We start from the raw sequence: 19,260 nt of genomic DNA, 5'->3' as shown, positions 1-19,260 counted from the left end.
ACGGAGGCGTCGGCAGGCTTAGGCGTAGGCATAGGCGTAGCTGAGATCGTCCCGGTGCCTCGCGGTTGCCGCGAAGCACCGACCGTCTTCATCAGGAGGCGCGGCGGAATTCCGCATCCTTCTCGTCGCCGGCTTCGGCGAGATCGAAGGTGAAGCCGCCCTTCGAGGTCGCGGCGCGTGTGGACTTCGGCGCAGGGCTCGCTTTCCTGGGCGTCGCGGCCTTCTTCATCTGTGCAGCCTTGGTCTTCAGCTGGGCGACAGCCTGGTCGACGCCGGCAGGGGCATCGTCGATCCTGAAGAAGGAGATGGTGGTCTGGAGCTGCTCGGCCTGGGCGGCGAGTTCCTCGGAGGTGGCGGAGACCTCTTCGGAAGCGGCCGCGTTCTGCTGCGTGACCTTGTCGAGCTGCTGGATCGCCTGGTTGATCTGGCTGGAGCCGACATCCTGCTCGCGGCAGGCGGCGGTGATCTCCTCGACCAGCTCGGCGGTCTTCTTGATGTCGGGAACCAGCTTGGCGAGCATGTTGCCGGCCTCCTGGGCGACCTTGACGGTGTCGGTCGACAGCGTGCCGATCTCGGCGGCGGCCGCCTGGCTGCGCTCGGCGAGCTTGCGCACCTCCGAGGCGACGACGGCGAAGCCCTTGCCGTGCTCACCGGCACGCGCGGCCTCGACCGCGGCGTTCAGCGCGAGCAGGTCGGTCTGGCGAGCGATCTCCTGGACGATGGTGATCTTGGCGGCGATGGTCTGCATCGCATCGACCGCCTTGCCGACGGCCGCGCCCGAGGCCTCGGCGTCCTTGGCCGACTGACCTGCCATTCTTTCGGTCGTTGCCGCGTTCTCGGCGTTCTGCTTCACGTTCGCCGCCATCTCTTCCATCGAGGAGGAGGCCTCCTCGGTGGACGCGGCCTGCTCGGTCGAGCCCTGCGAGAGCTGCTCGGCGCTCGCCGAAAGCTCCTGCGAACCAGACGACACGTTCTCAGCTGCCTGAAGCGCGTCGGTGACGACCTGGCGTAGCTTCTCGACGGTGCCGTTCAGCGCGTTGAGCAGGTCGCCCACCTCGTCATTGGTGCGGGCGGTGACCGTGCGGGTCAGGTCGCCGCCAGCGAGCGCATCGGCGAGATCGACGGCGGAAGCCAAGCCGCGGCTGATGCTCAGCGCGATCCAGACCGCCGCGACCACCGCGATCAGCAGCGAGGCGACGACGATCGAGAGCAGGAGGATCTTGGCGAAGGCAGCGGCCTCCATGGCTTTGGCGCCGATCTCGCTCATCTGCTTCTCGGCCAGTGCGGCGTAGGCGTCGAAAGCGGCGATCGTGGCGGCCAGCGCCTTCTGGCCCTCGCCCCTGCTGATCTCGATTGCCCTGACGCTGCCGCCCTCCTTGGCGATGTCGAGGACGCGGCTGCTCAGCGTGAACAGCTTCTCGGTCGCGGCTTCCAGGCCCTGCGCGGGCACGCCGAGGGATTTGAGCGACGACACGGCCGCATCCAGCGCATGCTTTCCGGCCGCGATTTCAGCGGTCGCGGTACGGCGGCGCTCGTCGAGCTCGGTCATCGAATCGGCGCTGAAGGTCTCCACGATCATGCGCAGCGTGCGGGCGGCTTCGAAGCGCGCGGTCAGCACGAGGCGAGCGGCCGCCATGCGCTCGAGCGAAGGGGTCTTGTCGAGTTCGCTCAGCACCGCATCGAATGCTGCTGACTGGGCTGCGATGATTGCGCTGCCTTCCCCGCGCCAGACGGCCATCGCGTGATCGCCGGAGTTGAGCTTGGCGTTGCGGATGGTCTCGTCCTGAAGCTCGTTGAGCGTCCTGGCGCGGGCGATGGCCTCGTCGATCAGGACCCGGCCCTGCGCGCTCGCGGCGCCCTGGATCTCGCTTGCCAGCTTGGTGACGTGCTGGCGCATCGTCGCCACCTCGGCGGCGGCGGTCTCGATCTCCTTGTCGGTGCTGGAGAGGAGCAGCGTCTTTTCGGCGCGGATCTGGCCCTGCAGCTCGTGCTGCAGCGCCGCGACCTTGCTGATGCGCTTGCCCTGGTCGATGATCGACTGCTCGGCCTCGGCCATCTGTTCGAGCTCGTAGTAGGCGATGCCGCCTGCCATCATCGAGAGGGCGATGACCACACCGAAAGTCGAGGCCAACTTGGCCTTGATCGTGAACCTCATGTCAGAACCCCCCCAGCGATATACGTATCAGTCGAGAATGCGAGCCATGTCGGGAACGATGACGAATTCCTCGTTCCATTTGGTGATGAAGCGGATGAATTCCGGCCGCCAATGGCTGCCGAGCCGGGGCGTCTGCTGGATGTGCCGGGACGAAACCTCGGTCACCTCGTAGACCTTGTCGGCCAGCAGCCCGAGCGTGACGGGATCGCCGTCGATCTCGACCTCGACCACGACGATGCGGGTGTCCTCGGTCTGCCGCGTCTTCTGCATGCCGAAGCGGATACGCAGGTCTGCGAGCGGGACGACGTTGCCGCGGACATTGATCAGCGCGGGCAGGAAAGCCCGGGCTCCGGCGACACGCGTCACCGGTACGGGGTCGATGATCTCGCGGACCATGTCGGTCTCGATCGCGAAGATCTCGTTGCCGAGCCCGACCATCAGCACCTGCAGCCGCGTTTCGGTCGCGGGCAGCCCCGCGGCGGCGGGGGTCGCTTGCATCTGAGTCTGGTTCATCACGCGGCCTCCGGCGCTCTGTCGCTTTCGGCGCGGGTCTGGCCGAGCGTCACGAGCTGGGCGACGTCCATGATGAGCGCCGCGGAGCCATCGCCGAGGATGGTCGCGCCGGAGAACATGGTGACGTCGGAATGGAGCTTGGACAGCGACTTGATCACCGTCTGGTGGCTGCCGATGATCTGGTCGACGACGAGGCCGACGCGGGTGTCGCCGATCGACGTCACGATGACCTTCTGGTGCGGGTCGGCCTCGCCATCTGCGTCGAACAACTCGCGCAGGCGCAGGAAGGGCACCAGCTCACCGCGGACGTTCAGGAAGCTGCGGCCCTTGGCGCGGGCCTCGTCGGCGGCGGTCAGCTCGATGCACTCCTCGACGGCGGAGAGCGGGATGATGTAGCGGCCCTCGCCGACGCGGATCAGCAAACCGTCGATGATGGCGAGCGTCAGCGGCAGGCGCAGCGTCACCGAGGAGCCATGTCCCGGAATCGTGGTGAGATCGATCGTGCCGCGCATCGCCTCGATGGTGCGCTTGACCACGTCCATGCCGACGCCGCGTCCCGACAGCGCCGAAATCGTCTTCGCCGTCGAGAAGCCGGGGTGGAACAGGAATTGGTGGATCTCGTGCTCGCTCAGATTCGCGCCGGGCTGGATCAGGCCGTTCTCCTCGGCCTTGGCGCGGATGCGGGCGGTGTCGAGGCCGGCGCCGTCGTCCTGGACCGTGACCAGCACCTGCGCGCCGACATAGCGGGCGGCCAGCTCGATGCGGCCCGTCGCCGACTTGGCGGTCTGGCCGCGCCGGTCGGCGCTCTCGATGCCGTGGTCGATGGCGTTGCGGATCAGGTGGACCAACGGATCGGCGAGGCGCTCGATCATGGTCTTGTCCATCTCGGTGTCCTCGCCGACGGTGACGAAGTCGACCGGCTTGCCGAGATCGCGCGAAAGGTCGTGTACGAGGCGGCGGAAGCGGCTGAAGAGCGAGCCCATCGGCACCATGCGCACGCCCATGGTGGTGTCCCGCAGGCCCGAAGCGAGGCGCTCGATCTCCTCGGCGATGGCCTTGATGGCGAGGTCGTGGCTGGAATTGGCGATCTGCGAAAGCCGCGCCTGGGCGATGACGAGCTCGCCGACGCGGTCCATCAGCTCATCAAGGCGCTCGGCCTGGACGCGCACGGACGAGGTCTTGTCGTCAGAGCGGCGGGCGATTTCGACCTTCTCCGCAACCGGCTTCTCGGCCGGGGCCGCCGCTTCCGTCGGGGCCGTGACGACCCGGGCGGGCGGGGCGGATTGTTCGGCGACCGGCTCCGGGATCAGCTCCGCGACCGGCTCGTCCGCGCCCAGCGGGGCGATGACGAGCTTCATCTCGTCGCGGACGAACATGAAGACGTCCTCGATCTCGTCGACGGTGCAGGGCGCTTCCAGCGCGACCGTCCAGGTGATCAGGCAGGATGCAGGATCGAGCGCGTCGAGCTCGGGCACGTCGTCGAGCACCGCCTCGACCCGGCAGGTGCCGAGCGCGCGCAGATCGTCGAGCAGGGCCAGCGGGTTGGTGCCGTTGCGCAGGATGCCCGGCTCGAAGGCGATCTCGATGCGCCAGCCGGAAGCGGCCGCGGCGGTTTCCGGCGCGGCTTCGATGGCCGTCGCCTTGCCGACAGCGCCGTCGCTGACGCCGATCAGGCGGTGCAGCTCCTCGACGATCGCCTCGCCGATGATCGGATCCGTCGAATCGGGGTCTTCGATCAGCGTGCGGATATAGTCCTTGGCCGAGAGTGAGACCGTGACGATGTCGCGGTTGGCATCGATCCGTCCCTTGCGGATCAGGTCGAAGGCGGTCTCGAAGTCATGGGTGAAGGCGGCGACCCGGTCGAAGCCGAACATCGCTCCGGAGCCCTTGATCGTGTGCAGGGCGCGGAAGGCAGCATCGATGAGGTCCCGGTCCTGCGGGGTCTGGCCGAGGTCGAGCAGCACCGTCTCGAGGCTGTCGAGAAGCTCGGCGGCTTCCTGCCGGAAGATTTCGGTCGGATCGAGTTCCATCACGCGCGCACCAGCTTGGCTACGACGGCAAGAAGCTGCTCAGGCTTGAAGGGCTTGGTGATCCAGCCCGTTGCGCCGGCGGCCTTGGCCTCCTGCTTGACGGCGTCGTCGGATTCGGTGGTCAGGAAGACGATCGGGATGCCGACGAAGCTCGGCAGCGCGCGCAGCGCCTTGATCATCTGCATGCCGTTCATCACCGGCATGTTGAGGTCGGTGATGACGAGGTCGAAATTCTGGGCCTTGGCCTTGGAGAGCCCCTCGGAGCCGTCGCCGGCCTCGACCACGGCATGTCCCGCAGGGCCGAGCACCAGCTTGATCATCTGGCGGATGCTCGGGGAATCGTCGACGGTGAGAATCGTCGCCATGGCTGGTCAGCTCCTGAAAGTCGTGCCGGGCAATGCGTCCGGCACGGTGACGCCAGCCCGCGCGAAGGCCGCAAGCACGGGTTCTGGAACGGATTCGAAGGCGATGGGCAGGCCCGATGCCGCCGCGCTGCGGCTGGCGCTGACGGCGAACTGGACGAAGGTGATGTCCGCGGTCTCGACTGCGCTGCAGTCGAAGGTGAGGCCTTGGCCGCTCGCGAGGGTATTGCGGCTGCTGGTGACGATCTCCGCGATCCCGCGGATCGTACAATCGGTAGGAAGCGCGATCGATGCCGAGGTGGCGACAGAGTGGGTAACGTCGTTCGCCATGTAATAACCTCAGTCAGGTGATCTGCTTTGGTTTTAATTTAACGATGATAGCCTTTATAGTTGATTAAGCTGCAATAAATTCGATTTTTATGTTTCTTTACTGACTCGCGCTGTTGGAGTCGCGGCTGCGCCCGAGCGCCCGGATTCTCCGATGCCGTTTACAGTCGATTAACCATAAGGGGAGGGCCGCCGTGCAGTGCGGCAGAGCGCCGTTCGTCAGCGAGACCGGCGGGTTTCGGACGGCAACTCGCCAAAGCTGCGGCGATATTCGACCGCGAAATGCCCACGGTTGATGAAGCCCCAATGCCGCGCGATGTCCTCGACGGAGCGGCGCGATGTATTGTCCAGCAATTCGGCCCTGACGCGGGCGAGACGAACGGCCTTGAGATGGGCATGCGGCGAGGTCTTGCGATGGCGCTGGAAGCCTTGCTGGAGCGAGCGCACGCTGCTGCCCACCGCTTCCGCGACCTGCTGGACGGTGAGTTCGCCGTCGATATTGGCGGCGATGTAGTCCACGGCCTGCCTGATCTGCCAGGGCAGGGACTCCGCCTGGCGTCCGAACCAGCCGGAATAGTTGTGCGGAAGATTTTCCAGCAGGGTCATGACGACGGAGTCGCGCAGGAGGCGCGCAGCATGCACCGATGACCGGAATGGCGCGCCCTCGCGCAATCCGGCCGCGGCGATGGTTATCAGACCCATGAGCGTCGCGCCGATCGGTGAGGACGCATCGAAGGCGGCCGCGATCTCCAGCTTCCGCGTTGCAGGACGATCGAAGAGCGATCCGATCAGCCCGGCGACCGTCGCCATGGGCAGGGTCAGGAGAAGCCCGCGCGCGCCCGCCGTGTAAACGACACGCTCGTAGACCGCCGTATTGAGCGCCACGGCTCCGCCCTGCGGGCAGACGAGAGTCCGAGAATCGAACGAGAAGGAACAGCTTCCCTGCTCGAGGAACAGCACCGTCAAATTGTCCTTGGGCTGTGCGCGCGAGATCTTCAGCCCATTCGGGAAATCGACCCAGACGATCTGGGCGTCGACGAGGCTGCGGCCGGTCAACCGGGCTTCGAAGCCTCCGGTGTCGAGCGGCGAGACATGCAGGGGGCGCCCGAGGAGCTCGGTCAGGCGGGATGCGGTCGCGCTGGCATCCCGGCTGACGAAATCCGGCTCCGAGGCTGCTGACGGAAAGACCGGACAGTCCTGCCCGGCTGCCCGATGAGCGAAATGCATTCCGAAAAACCCTGGGGTCCCACGCGATGGCTCGTGCAGCACGCGGCGATTCGAGCGATCTTGGCTAGTCCAATATGCGCAGACGAGGGCTGCGCCGGCAGTAAGACGGATACCTGGCTGGCCCGTGAACGCCCCGGCGAGCGGCCTGGAACGTCAAGGCGAGAATCGCCGCGGACGACCTTCAGGTCGTTCCGTCCGCGGTTCTCGATCTCGTCTGCGAGGAAATGGCGCGCCCGAAAGGATTCGAACCTCTGACCCTCAGATTCGTAGTCTGATGCTCTATCCAGCTGAGCTACGGGCGCATATCAAGGCGTCATGACGCTGCGCGCCCGGCCTGATGGAGGCGGGGAATAGCCGCTCCGCTTTCACTTGGCAACCCCTCAAAATCACGTCAGCCGGCAAAAATCCGTCGGGCGCCAGAAATCGGTGGAGTGTCGGGTCAAGTTGGCGCCGAGGCTGCGCAGGCGGTCAGCGGGGCAGCGCGGTCACCGCCGGCTGCCGGCGGCGCGCCTGTCCGGCGCGCGGAGGCGTGCGGCTCTTCCGCAACTTCTCCGCGATTCCGTAAAGCTGTTCGCGGCGATCGAGTTCGCGCCAGACCTCGTCCGGCTCGATGCCCATCTCCGTCCAGAGCACCACGAGATTGTAGATCAGATCGGCGCTTTCGAGGACCGTGGCGTCGCGGTGGCCCTGCAGGGCCTCGATGCCGAGCTCGACCGCTTCCTCGGCCACCTTCTTCGCCATCTTGGGCAGGCCTTCGGCAAGGAGCCTGGCGGTGCGCGAGGCGGAAGGGTCCCGCATGCGCGCCGCCAGCACGGCAGCCTGGAGCCTGTTGAGCGAATCGGACATCCGGCGAGGATTGGCCCGCCGGATGAGAGTTTGATGACAGTGCCGCGACGGGTCAGCGGCTGGCGCGGCGGACCGCACGCGTCACCGAGGGGCCCGTGACCGCGCCGGCCGCGCCGCCGACGACCGCGCCGACCGGGCCGGCTACGACTGCGCCCGTGCCGGCTCCCACCGCCGCGCCGCCGATGCGTTGCTCGACGGTGTTGCCGCAGGCGGCCAGAGTGAGCGCCGCGGCAGCGACGAGAGCCATTGTCGTGAACTTCATGATGCTGTTCCTTGTGAGCCAGGCCAGAACGCGTGCCGGGGGCGCGAGGTTCCCGAGCAGCGCAGCGCGGCTTTTATGTGGTAGCAGCGGCGATCGCACTTGCGATCCGCGCAAAAATCCGTATACAGCCGCCATCGCATCAGTCGCACCATTGTCATGGGCGGTGAGGGCTTTCGGGCTCGCGTCGCAGGCTGAAGGTTTTTGACCGGCGCATCCGCAAGATGGGCCGATGGAGTTGAGACGATGAAGATCCGCAATTCGCTGAAGTCGCTGCGTGCGCGCCATCGCGACAACCAGCTGGTGCGCCGCAAGGGCCGCATCTACATCATCAACAAGGTCCAGAAGCGCTTCAAGGCGCGTCAGGGCTGATCTGCTCGCGCGGCTGCGAAGCCGCGCGGCGTTTCTGCCGGGACTGATGAGGAAGCGGGGCGCCGAATGGCGTGCCCGCTTTTTTGCGTTGTGCGCTCGCCTCTGCGTGATTTGACCTTGAGGCCCGGCGGGCTAAAGTTGCGGGCATGATCCGTCATCGCATCGCGCCTGCCGCTCTCGCCCTGATGCTGGCTGCTGTCGGCAGCGCCGGGGTGGCGTTCGCTCAGACCCCGGAGCCGCCCCGGCCCGGTGCGGTTCCTCCCTCGGATACGATGGACAATCCGTCAGCCCCGACCGGTGTGCAGCGCGGGCCGGCGGCGACGCTCGAGCGGCTGTTCCAGCGCCTGCATGATGCCAAGTCGCAGGAGGAAGCGGAGGGCGTTGCGCGGCTGATCCAGCGGCGCTGGGCGCGCTCGGGCTCCGACACGGCGGATTTGCTGATGACCCGAGCCCAGGAGGCGCTGAAAGGCAAGCAGACCGAGCTCGCGGTCGAGCTGCTCGACCGCATCATCAGCCTGCAGCCGGACTGGGCCGAAGCCTGGAACCAGCGCGCCAACGCGCTCTATATCGCCGGCGATCCCATTCGCTCGATGCTCGATATCGGTGAGGCACTGAAGCGCGAGCCGCGGCATTACGGCGCGATGATGGGGCTCGGGATGATCCTGCGTCAGCAGGGCAACGACAAGTCCGCCATGATCGCCTTCCGCAAGGCGCTCGAAGTCTATCCGCAGTTCGACGCGGTGAAGAAGGCTGTCGATTCGCTGGCGACCGAGGTCGACGGCCGCGACGCGTGACAAGCGTCATTCTCGGGCGCAGCGGAGCGCAGACCCGAGAATCGCAGGACAAGAAGGCGCTGGTTTCCGAGATGCCCGGGTCAAGCCCGGGCTGACGGTTCGGCTGCCTACGCCTTCTCGACATGCTCCTGCGCGACGAAGGCGATGCGGACCATGTTGGTCGCGCCCGGCGTCCCGAAGGGCACGCCCGCCACGACGATGACACGGTCGCCGAGCTTGGCGTAATTCTCGCGCACCGCGAACTTGCAGGCACGGAAGGCCATGTCGTCGGCGTCGCTGGCGTCCTTGGTGACGATGGCGTGAACGCCCCAGACCAGGGTCAGCCGGCGCGCTGTCGAGCGGTTCGGGGTCAGCGCGATCACGGTGCCGTTTGGACGCTCGCGGGCGATGCGGAAGGCCGTGGAGCCCGATGAAGTCCAGGCGCAGATCGCCTTGAGATGCAGCGCTTCGGCGATCTCGTGGGCGGCCTTGGCGATGGCATCGGCGCCGGTGGGCTCTGGCTCGGCGCGCTGCGCCTCCAGGATCGAGCGGTAGACAGACTCGCTCTCCACCTCCTCGGCGATGCGGTTCATCATCGAGACCGCTTCGATCGGGAACTGGCCGGCGGCGCTCTCGGCCGAGAGCATCACCGCGTCGGCGCCTTCAAAGACGGCGGTGGCGACGTCCGAGACCTCGGCGCGGGTCGGCACCGGGCTCGTGATCATGCTCTCCAGCATCTGGGTGGCGACGACGACGGGTTTGCCTTTGCGCCTTGCCATCCGGGTCATGCGCTTCTGGGTGCCGGGCACCTTCTCGATCGGCATCTCGACGCCGAGATCGCCGCGGGCGACCATGATGGCGTCAGAGGCGTCGATGATCTCCTCCAGGCGCGCCACGGCCTGCGGCTTCTCGATCTTGGCCATCGCCAGGGCCCGGCCGCGCACGATCTTGCGCAGGTCCGCCATGTCCTCGGGGCGCTGCACGAAGGAAAGCGCGATCCAGTCGACCCCGACCTCGGCCGCGACCTCTGCGTCGGCGCGGTCCTTATCGGTCATGGCCGAGACGGCGATGGTGGTGTCGGGCAGGCTCACGCCCTTGCGCGAGGAGAGCTTGCCGCCGACGAGGACCTTGGTGATCGCCTGCTTGGGCGTGGCCTTCTCGACGACGAGGCGCAGCTTGCCGTCGTCGAGGATCAGGTGGTGGCCGGGCTCCAGCGCGCTCAGGATCTCGGGATGGGGCAGGTGGACGCGCTTGGCGGTGCCGGGCGCCGGGTCGGCGTCAAGTGTGAAGCGGGCGCCGTTCTCCAGCACCACCGCGCCGTCGCCGCCGAACTGGCCGACGCGCAGCTTCGGGCCCTGCAGGTCGGCGAGGATGCCGACGGGGCGGCGGAACTTCGTCTCCAGGCCTCGCAGCATCGCCACCTTTTCCGACAGCGTCTCGCGCTGGGTGTGGCTCATATTGATGCGGAAGACGTCGACGCCGGCCTCGAAGAGCTTGCCGCACATCTCCTCGGTCGCGGAGGCGGGGCCGAGCGTGGCGATGATCTTGATCCGGCGTTCGCGCTTCATGTTCTCACATCCCGTTCCAGGCCGGCTGCTCCGCCCGGTTCATCCGGTCAGGGCCGCGGCGGCGCGGTGTTGCCCGAGTCGGTGAGCTGGATGGTCCAGCTCTTCTGCTCGCCGGTGTCGACCTCGAAGAAGCCGGCCCGGTCGTAACCGCGCGCCAAACAGTCTTCTATCCCGCGAATGGTGAATTCCTTGTTGCGGACACACATGACGGATTTTCCGGTCCATTCGCCACCCTTGTCGTAGTCGATGGCGTGGACGTAGTAGAAGCGCGCGGCAAGCGTCCCGCGCAGCAGGGTCTCGCAGCCGCGCGGGCTGATGTTCCACCAGCCCTCGGTCGTCCAGCCCTGGGCGTTGCGGTAGCCGATGGCGACGCCGATCCGGCTCGAGGTGGTGTTGCACATGCGCAGATCGGCCTTGGCCGGCAACGCGCTCCAGAGGAGGGCGGTGGCGGCGCATATGGCCAGAAGGCCCGTTCGGGGATGTCCCGGCATTCTCACGGCTCAATCAGGATGACGCGGCAATCGTTGACATTGGTCAGGGTCGGCCCCGGCTGCAGCAAATCGCCGAGCGCTTCGAAGAAGCCGGTGGAATCGTTGTCGGCGAGGGATCGGGCGGGATCAAGGCCGATCGCAGCGGCCCGCGCCAAAGTCTGGGGATCGACCAAGGCGCCGGCCGGGTCGGTCGCCTCGCCGCCGCCGCCATCGGTGCCGTCGGTATCGCCGGCGAGCGCGACGATGCCCGGCTCGCCGGCAAGCGCGATCGCCAGCGCCAGGGCGTATTCCTGATTGGGGCCGCCGCGGCCCGAGCCGCGCAGGGTGACGGTCAGCTCTCCTCCGGAGAGGACGGCGGCGCGCCTGCCCTCGCGCTTCAGCCGCCGCGCGAGATCGGCATGGGCGGCCGCGACCTCGCGCGCCTCGCCTTCAAGATCGGGGCCGAGGTCGTGGACGGCGTAGCCAGCGGCCTCTGCGGCGGCGCGCGCGGCGGCCATCGCATCGGCCGGGCGGGCGATGATGCGGAATTCGCTCCTGGCAAAGGCAGGGTGGCCGGGTTTCGGCGTCTCGTTTCCGGGATCGTCGAGCAGGGCGCGGGCGGCGGGCGGCAGGTCGAGGCCATAGCGGGCGACGATGGCCCGGGCCTGCTCCGTGGTGGACGGGTCGGCGACGGTCGGGCCCGAGGCGATGGCGGTCGGCTCGTCGCCGGGGACATCCGAGATCGCCAGCGTCAGCAGCCTCGCTGGGGCGGCGGCGAGGGCGAGCCTGCCACCCTTGATGCGCGAAAGCCGCTTGCGGACGATGTTCATCTCGCCGATCGGCGCACCGGAGCGCAGCAGCGCCTTGTTGACGGCCTGCTTCTCGGCCAGCGCAAGACCGCCGGCCGGCGCCACCCAGTTGGCCGAGCCGCCGCCCGATAGAAGGACGAGCACGAGATCCTGGGCGGTCGCGGAGGCTGCCAGTGCGAGTGCCCGTTCGGCGCTGTCGATGCTGCCTTGGTCGGGCACCGGATGCCCCGCCGCGACCATGGGGATGTGACGGGTGGGCGCCGTGTAGCCGTGGCGGGCGACGGCATGGCCGAGAAGGCGCTCCGGCGGGAACCCGGCATCGAGGTAATGCGCTTCGGCCAACGCGGTCATGCTGCCTGCGGCCTTGCCTGCGGCGAGCAGGATCAGGCGGCCGGTCTCGGGCGCGGGCGGCAGATGCTCAGGCAGGCAGCCGGCGGGATGGGCGCGGGCTACGGCGGCGTCGAAGATCGCTCGCGCGGTGGCGAGCATGGTCGCTTCTGTGGTGGAATGCTGCACGCCGTCTCGTCTCCGCCGCAAATCGCCGCATTCTTGTAGAGCCTGCCGACTCAAGACGGAACCATGCGCTGCGGCAACGGGGCTGTTGAGGGCGCGGGTCGGGCGTGCGGTTGCGGCTTGACGCCCGGCCTCGATCTGCGCGAACTGCCGGCCGAATTTTCAGTATCCGAGAAGGACGACAGATGGACGATCCGGTTCAGGGCGACCAGCTCAAGAGCATCGTCGAGCGCATCGAGCGGCTCGAGGAAGAGAAGAAGACGATCGCCGACGATATCAAAGAGGTCTATGCCGAGGCCAAGGGCACCGGCTACGACGTCAAGGTGCTGCGCAAGGTCGTGGCGCTGCGCAAGCGCGACCTCGACGAGCGCAAGGAGGAAGAGGCCATCCTCGACCTCTATCTGCAGGCGGTCGGCGAGACGGCCTGAGACCGCTTCGCACCTCTACTGCGGCGGTCGACTGACGGCGTTTTCTGCGCTTCCGGTGCTCACGTACTGATGTACGTTCCGCTCCGGTTCTCGAAAACACCGCCATTCGCCTCGCCGCAGCGAGGTGCCAAGCAGTCTCAGCGGCGAGTGGTCCAGATACGAAATGCCCCGCATCGGTTCGCCGATGCGGGGCTTTTCTTTTCGGATCGGGCGGATGCCCAGGCGGCGAGCTTGAACTCGGCCCGCCCGGCGGCGCCTGGTCCCGAGCCCTGGTCAATGGTGGGTGCGGAACCGGGACGCGTCGTCGATGAAGCTCTTCTCTGCAAAGCCGGCTTCATTGGAGCCGAAGGGCATCTGAGCCGTGAGCTTCCAGGACGCGGGAATGTTCCAGGCCTTGGCGGCTTCCCCATCGACGAGCGGATGGTAGTGCTGAAGACTTGCGCCGATGCCGACATCGGCCAGCGCTGCCCACACCGCCAACTGCGCCATGCCGGTCGAATGTTCGGACCAGATCGGGAAGTTGTGCGCATAGAGCGGGAAATTGGTCTGAAGCGCCTGAACCGGCTCCTGATCCTCGTAAAACAGCACGGTGCCGGCGCCGCTTGCGAAGCTGTCGATCTTCTTGCTCGTCGGTTCGAAATCGGCGGCCGGGACGACCGCACGAAGCGCTTCCCGGGTGATATTCCAGAACTTGTCGCTCTCCTTGCCGAAAAGGATGACGGCGCGAGAGCTCTGCGAGTTGAAGCTGGAGGGCGACAGGCGGACCGCCTCGCGGATCAGGCCATCCACCTGCTTTTCGGAGATCGGCAGATTCTTGCCGAGGGCGTATTGCGTGCGGCGCTTCTTAAGTTTGTCGAGCATGGCTTCCTCGTGTTCGAAACCCTGTCGCGCTGTCGGGTTGAAGGGGCGGGGTCGTTTTGGACCGGCCTCAGCTCTTCCTGCGAAAGCGGGACTTCATATTTGATGGACGAGAGGTAGCGGTTCACTTGCCGCACCAGAACACCCATAATGAGCATCAGACTGTTGCTGCCTGAGGAACGCCCATGTCCGAGCTCGATGACATCCGCAGCTTCATCGCCGTGGTCGAGGCCGGAGGCTTCGGCCGGGCGGCGCAGAGCCTCGGCCTCGCCAAGTCGATCGTCAGCCGTCGTATCAGTCGCCTGGAGGCGGAGCTCGGCACGCGCCTGCTGAGCCGCACGACGCGTGGTGTGAGCGCGACCGAGGCCGGGCTTGAATTCAAGGCGCGCAGCGAGCGCATCCTGGCGGAGCTGGAGGAGGCGCGCGAGGCCGTGGCGCAGCAGGCGGGCGGGGTGGCCGGCAGGCTGCGGCTTGCGATGCCACTGACCTTCGGCTATCGCCATGTCGCGCCGGTGCTCGGCGAGCTGGCACAGCTTTATCCACGGCTGGAGATCGATGCGCAGGCCAGCGACCGCTATGTCGACCTGATCGGTGAGCATTTCGATGCCGCCATCCGCATCGGCTCGCTGAAGGATTCGAGCCTGATCGCGCGGCGGATCGCGGCGGTTCATGCCGTCGTGGTCGGGTCCCCGGACTATCTCGCCCGCCGCGGGCGGCCGCAGACGCCAGCCGAGATCGCGGGCCATGACTGCCTGCTCTACACCGGCACGCAGGAGCAGGACTGGGTCTTCCGCGCCGGGAAGCGCTCGGTCTCCGTGCGTCCGCAGGGGCGGCTGCGCTCCGACAGCGGCGACACGCTGCTGACATGGGCTGCGTCGGGCCTCGGGCTCGCGCTGCTGCCGACCTTCATCGCCTCGGATGCGATCGGCTCCGGCGCGGTCGAGCCGATCCTGCTGGATTATCCGCTCCCGACGCATGCGCTCCATGTGGTGCGGCCGCCGGGGGCCTATGTACCCGGCAAGGTCCGGGTGCTGATCGACCTGCTCGTCGCCCGCTTCGGCGGCATTCCTTACTGGGACCCTTGCCAGATGGCCGGCCATGGAAGGGCTTCCCCGAAGGATCTACCGGGCGAGGACGCCGAAGCCGGCGAGGAGTTCGCCCATCAACCTGCGTGATCCGGCGCATCACGCGAATTCGCGTGGTTTCGGGCCGGGCTTTCGGCAGTGTCCTTTCGGTCCAGACAGGAGAGAACGATGCTGCTCGTCGGAATGCTCGACAGTCCCTATGTGCGCCGCGCGGCGATCACCGGAACCCTGCTGGAAGTGCCCTTCGAGCATCGTTCGGTCTCGGTCTTCCGGCACATGGACGAATTCCGGGCGATCAACCCGCTGATCAAGGCGCCAACGCTCGTCACGGACGAAGGTGTCGCGATCAGCGAGTCGCTGCTGATCATCCAGCATTTCGAGGATGTCGCCGGCCGCTCGCTGCGCCCGCTGGACGGCGCGGCGCGCCAGCGCGACCTTTCGCTGACTGGCATCGGCATCGTCGCCGCCGACAAGGCGGTTTCCATCGAGTATGAGCGCAAGCGGCCGCAGGCGCAGCGTTACGCACCCTGGATGGAGCGGATTTCCGCCCAGCTCCACACGGCGCTTGACCTGCTCGATAAGGCGGCGAAGGCGGGCGAGATCTCGGCCGGCCCGGAGTTGTTGCCGAGCGATATCGCGGCCGCCATCGCCTGGGGCTTCTGCCGTTTCGTGATCCCTGAATACGTGCCGGCGGAACGCTGGCCGGCTTTGAAGACGCAAGCCGAGGCCTGTGAGGCGCTCGACGTCTTCAAGGCCTGGCCGATCGACCGGGAATAGCTCAGTTCTGGACGAAGTTCGTCGGCAGCGGGCGCACGGCCGGGCCGGTGAAGGCGCCGGGCTTGGCGTCGACGGGGTCGGCATGGCTGAAGCCGAGCGCTGCTGCAGGGCCGGGCGCGGTGATCGAAATGGCCGCATGGGCGGTGCTGCGCGTCCTCGCCGTCGCGACATGGACCGGGCGGCCGGAGGCGACGCTCGGGCGTGTCACAGCGGCGAAGAGCGAGTTCAGGCCCGACCGATCCATCGGCACCGCTTCCTCCTCCGGCTCGGGCGTCACGGGCACCGAGCGGTGGCTGGCAACGGCAAAGCTGACACCTTCCTCGCGCGGGCGCACCGGCGGCAGCGCGGCCGTGACGAGCCGCCCTTCCAGGGTGGGCGCCGAGCCTGCGAGGGTATCCGTGCCGCGCAGCGAGGCGATGGCAGCGTCCGCCATGGCGGTAGGCCGGATCGGCGGCAGCGGCGCATTGACCGGGCTGCCGGCCACGGCAATGGAGGCGGTCGCCATTTCGCCGGGGCGGCGCGGTGGCAGGGAGGCGAGCACGAGCTGCTGCCCGGCGCCGGCCGGGGCCTGGGCGAAGGCGAGCGCGCCGGCTGTGCCCGGCAACGCGGCGAGCTGCACCGTCGTGCCGTCCTCCGCGGGCAGGGCGAGGCCGCGTGGGCGCGCCAGCGGAATCGGCGCGTCCATGATCTGCGGCCGGGTTTCCGGAGCGGACTGCTGCGGCGCGGGGGCGGCAGCCACGGCTGCGGGTTGCGGGGCCGTGGGCTCGGGCGCCTGCCGTGGCGCGAGCCGCTCGGAGCGCTCGCGGGCGAGGGCGTTGGTGGCCGGGGATGGAGCCATCGCCACGGCGAAGCGGCCCCCGTCAGGAGAGTTGCCATCGTTGCCAAAGCCACCGCCGGCATAGGCCATGACGGTCGGTTGTTGCCTGGGCGCGCCGCGCCGGGCGCTCGGCCTGGCGTCGGCTTCCTCGTCGTCACCGCCGAAGAGCGAGGCCCAGAGGCTCTTGCGGCCGGTGGCGATCACCGCGCCCTCGTCGAGATCGGCCGTGGCATAGCCGGCGACGGCGCCGCCGCCGGACAGAATCTCCGCCTTGGCGAGCTCGTAGCCGGCAAGCGGCTGGCCATCGGCCGGCAGATGCACGGTCTTCTCGTCGGGGAAAAGCCGCACGAGCTGGTCGCGCGTCATGCGCGGCCAGGAGCGCACGGAGCCGACGTCGAGATGCACGAATGGATTGTGAGCGTTGGGGTAGAAGCCGACGCCGCCGCGCTGGAGGCGCATGCCGATCTCGCGGATGCGGCTGGTCGGCACGTCGGGCAGGTAGAAGTCCATCGCCTTGCCGAGCATGTGCTGGCTGTGCTTGGCGACCGCGCGCGACCGGCGACGCAGCATCGCGTTCGTCCCGGGCGAGCGATAGGCGGACACGACATGGAAGGGCTGGTCCGAGCCGAGATAGCGCTGGACCTCCCAGACCACGTCGAAGAGGCGCGGGTCCATGCGGATCGGATCATCGTTGCGCCAGTCGCGCAGTGCCCAGTTCAGCTTGTCCAGCGCAGCGGAATCGTAACGGCCGTCACGCTTGAAGGTGACGGTCGTCTCTTCCTTGGTGTGCATGTGCCGGATGGTGATGGTGCGGGTGTCGCCATTGGCGGCGGCGTCCTGCGTGCCGCGGATGCCGAAGAAGGTGGCCGCCAGGGCAAGTCCAACGGTCAGGACGCGTCGTACAGACGGCTTCGAGCCAGACTGCACCTGTCCCGCTTGCGTGGCTTTTGTCCTGCCCAATATGCCTGACCCGTTTCGGAGACCCGCCGCAATGGCGCGGGAACGTGAACGAACAGTTGCCGAGAAGAGTTAACGGCCCGTAAGCGAGCCGGCAATCGCCGCACCAGATATTTCCGACGCATCGTTAAACTTGTCAGCAAAGTGGCTAAAGGCGGATCGTGGCGAAAAGGTGCCCGCTACGCCGCCCCGCTCCTCAGCTGCGTTCTGCCAGCGCCTGCCGCACCAGGCGGTGGAAGCCGTAGATGTCGTCGAAGCGGGTGACCCTCCCGTCGGCGCCGACGACGATGGTGTTGTAGACGAGGTGGATCGGCAGCGGCTGGGGCAGATTGATCCGGCGCTCGCCCTTTCCGATCAGATTCTTCAGCCGCTCGCGCGTCCATTCCGGGCCGAGCACCTGGTCGGCCAGCGCGAAGGGGTCGTCGACGCGCACGCAGCCATGGCTGAAGGCGCGCTTCTCGGCCGCGAAAAGGCGCCGGTTCGGGGTGTCGTGCAGATAGACCGCATGCTCGTTCGGGAACATGAACTTGATCCAGCCGAGTGCGTTGCGCTCGCCCGGGGGCTGGCGCACCGAGATGCCGCCGCCCTTGGTGCGTGTCACGACGTAACCGCGCTTGACGGCATAGTCCGGATCGGCGGCGAGGCCCGGGATGAATTCCTTCCTCAGGATCGAGGGCGGCACGTACCAGGACGGGTTGACGATGACGTGGTCCATCTTGTGCGAGAAGATGGGGGTCGCCGTCTCCGGCTTGCCGATGATGGCGCGGGTCTCGTGCACGACCTTGTCGTGGCGCAGGACGCGCACGCGCATCTCCGGCACATTGACCATGATGTGGTCGACGCCGAGATCGGGCGGCAGCCAGCGCCAGCGCTCCATCTGGGCGACGATGTCGTCCTCGCCCTGGGCGCTCGCCGGCTTGCCGAGCGCGGCAAGCGTCCTCGCGCTCAGAATGCCGTTGGCGGGCAGCCCGGCCTTCTTCTGGAAATCGGCGAGCGCGAGCGCGGTCGAGCGGTCGAAGACAGGCTCCTCGCTGACGCCGAGACCAAGGCGGGCGCGCACCAGCGCGACGCGCTCGTCGCGCATGCCGAGCTTGAGCGGCGGGCCGGCGGGAATGCGGACCAGCGGGGTGTCGTCGAGATGCTCACGCAGCTCCGCGAGCTTCGCCTTGAGGCGCCGATAGCCCTCATGGGGCGGGTTGTAGGCTGCGAGAACAGCGCCGGCATCGGCGGAGCCCGCGAGTTCCGAGAGCACCTCAGTCGCGGAGGGCAGGTAGAGCGTCGGTGTGATCAGCTTCGACAGGCGGCGCGGCTCCAGACGGCCGCCGCGCGCGTCGCGGGCATAGAGCACGGCGAGCGCCGAGAGGCGGATATCGGCCTCGGCGAGCTTGTCCTTGTCGCTCGCCTCGAAGGCGGGCAGGGGATAGTCGTTCGGGCTCAAGCCATCTTCGCCGGCGCGGCCGAGCTGCGCGACGATGCGCTTGCCGGCCTCGGTCCAGCCCTTGCCGTCGATCCACAAGGGCCGGTTCTCATGGGCCTGATAGGCGGCGGCGATCTCGTTGCGCTCGCGCTCGCTGAGGCGGCGCAGCGCGAGCCCGTCCTGCATCTGCGCCGCGACGGCCGCAGCGAACTCGAAGCCGGGCGGCACGGTGATGACCAGCTTCGGCATCTCGGGCGCCGGCACCAGCGGCTCGACGGCCTTGAGCGGGCCGGAATCGGCGGCTGGCGGTGCGGTCTCGGCGCTCTTCGCAGCCGGGACGAGCGCCGGATCGGCAGGCGGCATCTCGATGGCCGGAATGGCAAGTGTGACCGGCTCGTCAGGTGTCTCCAGCGGGGCGGTGGCGTCCTGCTTGACGGGGTCCTGCGGCTTTGCGCCGATGCCGAGCGTGCCGGTGACGATCTCAGGCTCCTCGCCGGCGAGGTTGAGCTCGGGCAGCTCCGGCAGCGGGATGCCAAGCGTCGGATCGATCCGGACGGGCGTTTCGGCGTGGAGCGTGGCGCTTCCCAGAATGATGGCCAGGGCAGATGCCGTGGTCAGGTTCGCCCAGTGGCGACGACGCATAGTCGCAATCCCGATAGCTGCCGAATCACGTAATTCCTGCGTGAATCGGGTGGTT

19 protein-coding genes and 1 tRNA gene are annotated in these 19,260 nt (G+C 67.7%); 5 read left to right on the top strand and 15 right to left on the bottom strand.

The window, feature by feature from the left end:
- Positions 1–91: 91 nt before the first annotated feature.
- From BoBH3_RS03800 to BoBH3_RS03760, 9 genes are all read right to left on the bottom strand, one after another.
- The gene (locus BoBH3_RS03800; protein ID WP_262329408.1) at positions 92–2,155 is read right to left on the bottom strand and encodes a HAMP domain-containing methyl-accepting chemotaxis protein; all 2,064 of its coding nucleotides are present in this window, start codon (positions 2,153–2,155) and stop codon (positions 92–94) included.
- Positions 2,156–2,182: 27 nt separating this feature from the next.
- A complete protein-coding gene (locus BoBH3_RS03795) occupies positions 2,183–2,653 on the bottom strand; it encodes a chemotaxis protein CheW (protein ID WP_262329674.1) in 471 nt (156 codons plus the stop codon).
- Between the two features lie 14 nt (positions 2,654–2,667).
- Entirely contained in the window at positions 2,668–4,701 is a 2,034-nt protein-coding gene (locus BoBH3_RS03790; RefSeq protein WP_262329407.1) for a chemotaxis protein CheA, read from the bottom strand.
- Positions 4,698–5,063, bottom strand: a complete 366-nt coding sequence (locus BoBH3_RS03785; protein ID WP_262329406.1) for a response regulator — start codon at positions 5,061–5,063, stop codon at positions 4,698–4,700. The genes BoBH3_RS03790 and BoBH3_RS03785 overlap by 4 nt, the downstream gene beginning before the upstream one ends.
- 6 nt (positions 5,064–5,069) lie before the next feature.
- Entirely contained in the window at positions 5,070–5,390 is a 321-nt protein-coding gene (locus BoBH3_RS24510) for an STAS domain-containing protein (protein WP_410050545.1), read from the bottom strand.
- A 216-nt stretch (positions 5,391–5,606) separates the two neighbouring features.
- Complete coding sequence (locus BoBH3_RS03775; protein WP_262329404.1) at positions 5,607–6,614, bottom strand: AraC family transcriptional regulator; 1,008 nt, start codon at positions 6,612–6,614, stop codon at positions 5,607–5,609.
- A gap of 225 nt (positions 6,615–6,839) precedes the next feature.
- Positions 6,840–6,916: transfer RNA gene (locus tag BoBH3_RS03770), tRNA-Arg, on the bottom strand.
- Positions 6,917–7,082: 166 nt separating this feature from the next.
- Positions 7,083–7,460, bottom strand: a complete 378-nt coding sequence (gene hisE, locus BoBH3_RS03765) for a phosphoribosyl-ATP diphosphatase (RefSeq protein WP_262329403.1) — start codon at positions 7,458–7,460, stop codon at positions 7,083–7,085.
- A gap of 52 nt (positions 7,461–7,512) precedes the next feature.
- Positions 7,513–7,722: a hypothetical protein gene (locus BoBH3_RS03760; protein WP_262329402.1), complete on the bottom strand. Its 210-nt coding sequence runs from the start codon at positions 7,720–7,722 to the stop codon at positions 7,513–7,515.
- A 243-nt stretch (positions 7,723–7,965) separates the two neighbouring features.
- On the opposite strand from BoBH3_RS03760, the gene ykgO reads away from it, so the two are divergent.
- Positions 7,966–8,091 carry a type B 50S ribosomal protein L36 gene (ykgO, locus tag BoBH3_RS03755; protein ID WP_055726794.1) on the top strand — a complete coding sequence of 42 codons (126 nt, stop codon included), beginning with the start codon at positions 7,966–7,968 and terminating at the stop codon, positions 8,089–8,091.
- A gap of 146 nt (positions 8,092–8,237) precedes the next feature.
- Entirely contained in the window at positions 8,238–8,885 is a 648-nt protein-coding gene (locus tag BoBH3_RS03750; protein WP_262329401.1) for a tetratricopeptide repeat protein, read from the top strand.
- 107 nt (positions 8,886–8,992) lie between these two features.
- Here the strand turns inward: BoBH3_RS03750 and pyk are convergent, their stop codons facing one another.
- Genes pyk through BoBH3_RS03735 form a run of 3 tightly spaced genes read right to left on the bottom strand, consistent with a single transcriptional unit; the run spans position 8,993 to position 12,200 of the window.
- Positions 8,993–10,432 carry a pyruvate kinase gene (pyk, locus tag BoBH3_RS03745; protein WP_262329400.1) on the bottom strand — a complete coding sequence of 480 codons (1,440 nt, stop codon included), beginning with the start codon at positions 10,430–10,432 and terminating at the stop codon, positions 8,993–8,995.
- Positions 10,433–10,479: 47 nt separating this feature from the next.
- On the bottom strand, positions 10,480–10,923 hold the full coding sequence (locus BoBH3_RS03740) for a DUF1036 domain-containing protein (RefSeq protein ID WP_262329399.1): 444 nt from the start codon (positions 10,921–10,923) through the stop codon (positions 10,480–10,482).
- A gap of 2 nt (positions 10,924–10,925) precedes the next feature.
- Positions 10,926–12,200 (bottom strand): glycerate kinase type-2 family protein, encoded by a 1,275-nt coding sequence (locus BoBH3_RS03735; RefSeq protein WP_262329673.1) that lies wholly within the window; start codon positions 12,198–12,200, stop codon positions 10,926–10,928.
- A 209-nt stretch (positions 12,201–12,409) separates the two neighbouring features.
- Here BoBH3_RS03735 and BoBH3_RS03730 point away from each other — a divergent pair, with 209 nt between their 5' ends.
- Positions 12,410–12,652 carry a DUF2312 domain-containing protein gene (locus BoBH3_RS03730; RefSeq protein ID WP_076440465.1) on the top strand — a complete coding sequence of 81 codons (243 nt, stop codon included), beginning with the start codon at positions 12,410–12,412 and terminating at the stop codon, positions 12,650–12,652.
- 273 nt (positions 12,653–12,925) lie between these two features.
- Here BoBH3_RS03730 and BoBH3_RS03725 read toward each other — a convergent pair whose 3' ends face one another.
- Positions 12,926–13,513: a nitroreductase family protein gene (locus tag BoBH3_RS03725; protein ID WP_262329398.1), complete on the bottom strand. Its 588-nt coding sequence runs from the start codon at positions 13,511–13,513 to the stop codon at positions 12,926–12,928.
- Between the two features lie 182 nt (positions 13,514–13,695).
- Here BoBH3_RS03725 and BoBH3_RS03720 point away from each other — a divergent pair, with 182 nt between their 5' ends.
- Positions 13,696–14,685 carry a LysR family transcriptional regulator gene (locus tag BoBH3_RS03720; protein ID WP_262329397.1) on the top strand — a complete coding sequence of 330 codons (990 nt, stop codon included), beginning with the start codon at positions 13,696–13,698 and terminating at the stop codon, positions 14,683–14,685.
- Between the two features lie 78 nt (positions 14,686–14,763).
- Positions 14,764–15,372 (top strand): glutathione S-transferase family protein, encoded by a 609-nt coding sequence (locus BoBH3_RS03715; RefSeq protein WP_262329396.1) that lies wholly within the window; start codon positions 14,764–14,766, stop codon positions 15,370–15,372.
- Between the two features lies 1 nt (position 15,373).
- Here BoBH3_RS03715 and BoBH3_RS03710 read toward each other — a convergent pair whose 3' ends face one another.
- Positions 15,374–17,116, bottom strand: a complete 1,743-nt coding sequence (locus tag BoBH3_RS03710; RefSeq protein ID WP_262329395.1) for a peptidoglycan L,D-endopeptidase MepK — start codon at positions 17,114–17,116, stop codon at positions 15,374–15,376.
- A 226-nt stretch (positions 17,117–17,342) separates the two neighbouring features.
- Positions 17,343–19,205 (bottom strand): L,D-transpeptidase family protein, encoded by a 1,863-nt coding sequence (locus tag BoBH3_RS03705; RefSeq protein WP_262329394.1) that lies wholly within the window; start codon positions 19,203–19,205, stop codon positions 17,343–17,345.
- Between the last annotated feature and the right edge of the window lie 55 nt (positions 19,206–19,260).

It is taken from the genome of Allobosea sp. BH3, assembly GCF_025499465.1.
Lineage (GTDB): Bacteria > Pseudomonadota > Alphaproteobacteria > Rhizobiales > Beijerinckiaceae > Allobosea.
Note: the sequence above shows the minus strand (reverse complement) of the source record. Positions and strands in the feature narration are given on the sequence as shown.

What these genes read in the sequence shown, in the direction of transcription:
- BoBH3_RS03800 (WP_262329408.1), bottom strand. Translation starts at nt 2,155, where the DNA reads ATGAGGTTCACGATCAAGGCCAAGTTGGCCTCGACTTTCGGTGTGGTC.
- BoBH3_RS03795 (WP_262329674.1), bottom strand. Translation starts at nt 2,653, where the DNA reads ATGCAAGCGACCCCCGCCGCCGCGGGGCTGCCCGCGACCGAAACGCGG.
- BoBH3_RS03785 (WP_262329406.1), bottom strand. Translation starts at nt 5,063, where the DNA reads ATGGCGACGATTCTCACCGTCGACGATTCCCCGAGCATCCGCCAGATG.
- BoBH3_RS24510 (WP_410050545.1), bottom strand. Translation starts at nt 5,390, where the DNA reads ATGGCGAACGACGTTACCCACTCTGTCGCCACCTCGGCATCGATCGCG.
- BoBH3_RS03775 (WP_262329404.1), bottom strand. Translation starts at nt 6,614, where the DNA reads ATGCATTTCGCTCATCGGGCAGCCGGGCAGGACTGTCCGGTCTTTCCG.
- hisE (WP_262329403.1), bottom strand. Translation starts at nt 7,460, where the DNA reads ATGTCCGATTCGCTCAACAGGCTCCAGGCTGCCGTGCTGGCGGCGCGC.
- BoBH3_RS03760 (WP_262329402.1), bottom strand. Translation starts at nt 7,722, where the DNA reads ATGAAGTTCACGACAATGGCTCTCGTCGCTGCCGCGGCGCTCACTCTG.
- ykgO (WP_055726794.1), top strand. Translation starts at nt 7,966, where the DNA reads ATGAAGATCCGCAATTCGCTGAAGTCGCTGCGTGCGCGCCATCGCGAC.
- BoBH3_RS03750 (WP_262329401.1), top strand. Translation starts at nt 8,238, where the DNA reads ATGATCCGTCATCGCATCGCGCCTGCCGCTCTCGCCCTGATGCTGGCT.
- pyk (WP_262329400.1), bottom strand. Translation starts at nt 10,432, where the DNA reads ATGAAGCGCGAACGCCGGATCAAGATCATCGCCACGCTCGGCCCCGCC.
- BoBH3_RS03740 (WP_262329399.1), bottom strand. Translation starts at nt 10,923, where the DNA reads ATGCCGGGACATCCCCGAACGGGCCTTCTGGCCATATGCGCCGCCACC.
- BoBH3_RS03735 (WP_262329673.1), bottom strand. Translation starts at nt 12,200, where the DNA reads ATGCTCGCCACCGCGCGAGCGATCTTCGACGCCGCCGTAGCCCGCGCC.
- BoBH3_RS03730 (WP_076440465.1), top strand. Translation starts at nt 12,410, where the DNA reads ATGGACGATCCGGTTCAGGGCGACCAGCTCAAGAGCATCGTCGAGCGC.
- BoBH3_RS03725 (WP_262329398.1), bottom strand. Translation starts at nt 13,513, where the DNA reads ATGCTCGACAAACTTAAGAAGCGCCGCACGCAATACGCCCTCGGCAAG.
- BoBH3_RS03720 (WP_262329397.1), top strand. Translation starts at nt 13,696, where the DNA reads ATGTCCGAGCTCGATGACATCCGCAGCTTCATCGCCGTGGTCGAGGCC.
- BoBH3_RS03715 (WP_262329396.1), top strand. Translation starts at nt 14,764, where the DNA reads ATGCTGCTCGTCGGAATGCTCGACAGTCCCTATGTGCGCCGCGCGGCG.
- BoBH3_RS03705 (WP_262329394.1), bottom strand. Translation starts at nt 19,205, where the DNA reads ATGCGTCGTCGCCACTGGGCGAACCTGACCACGGCATCTGCCCTGGCC.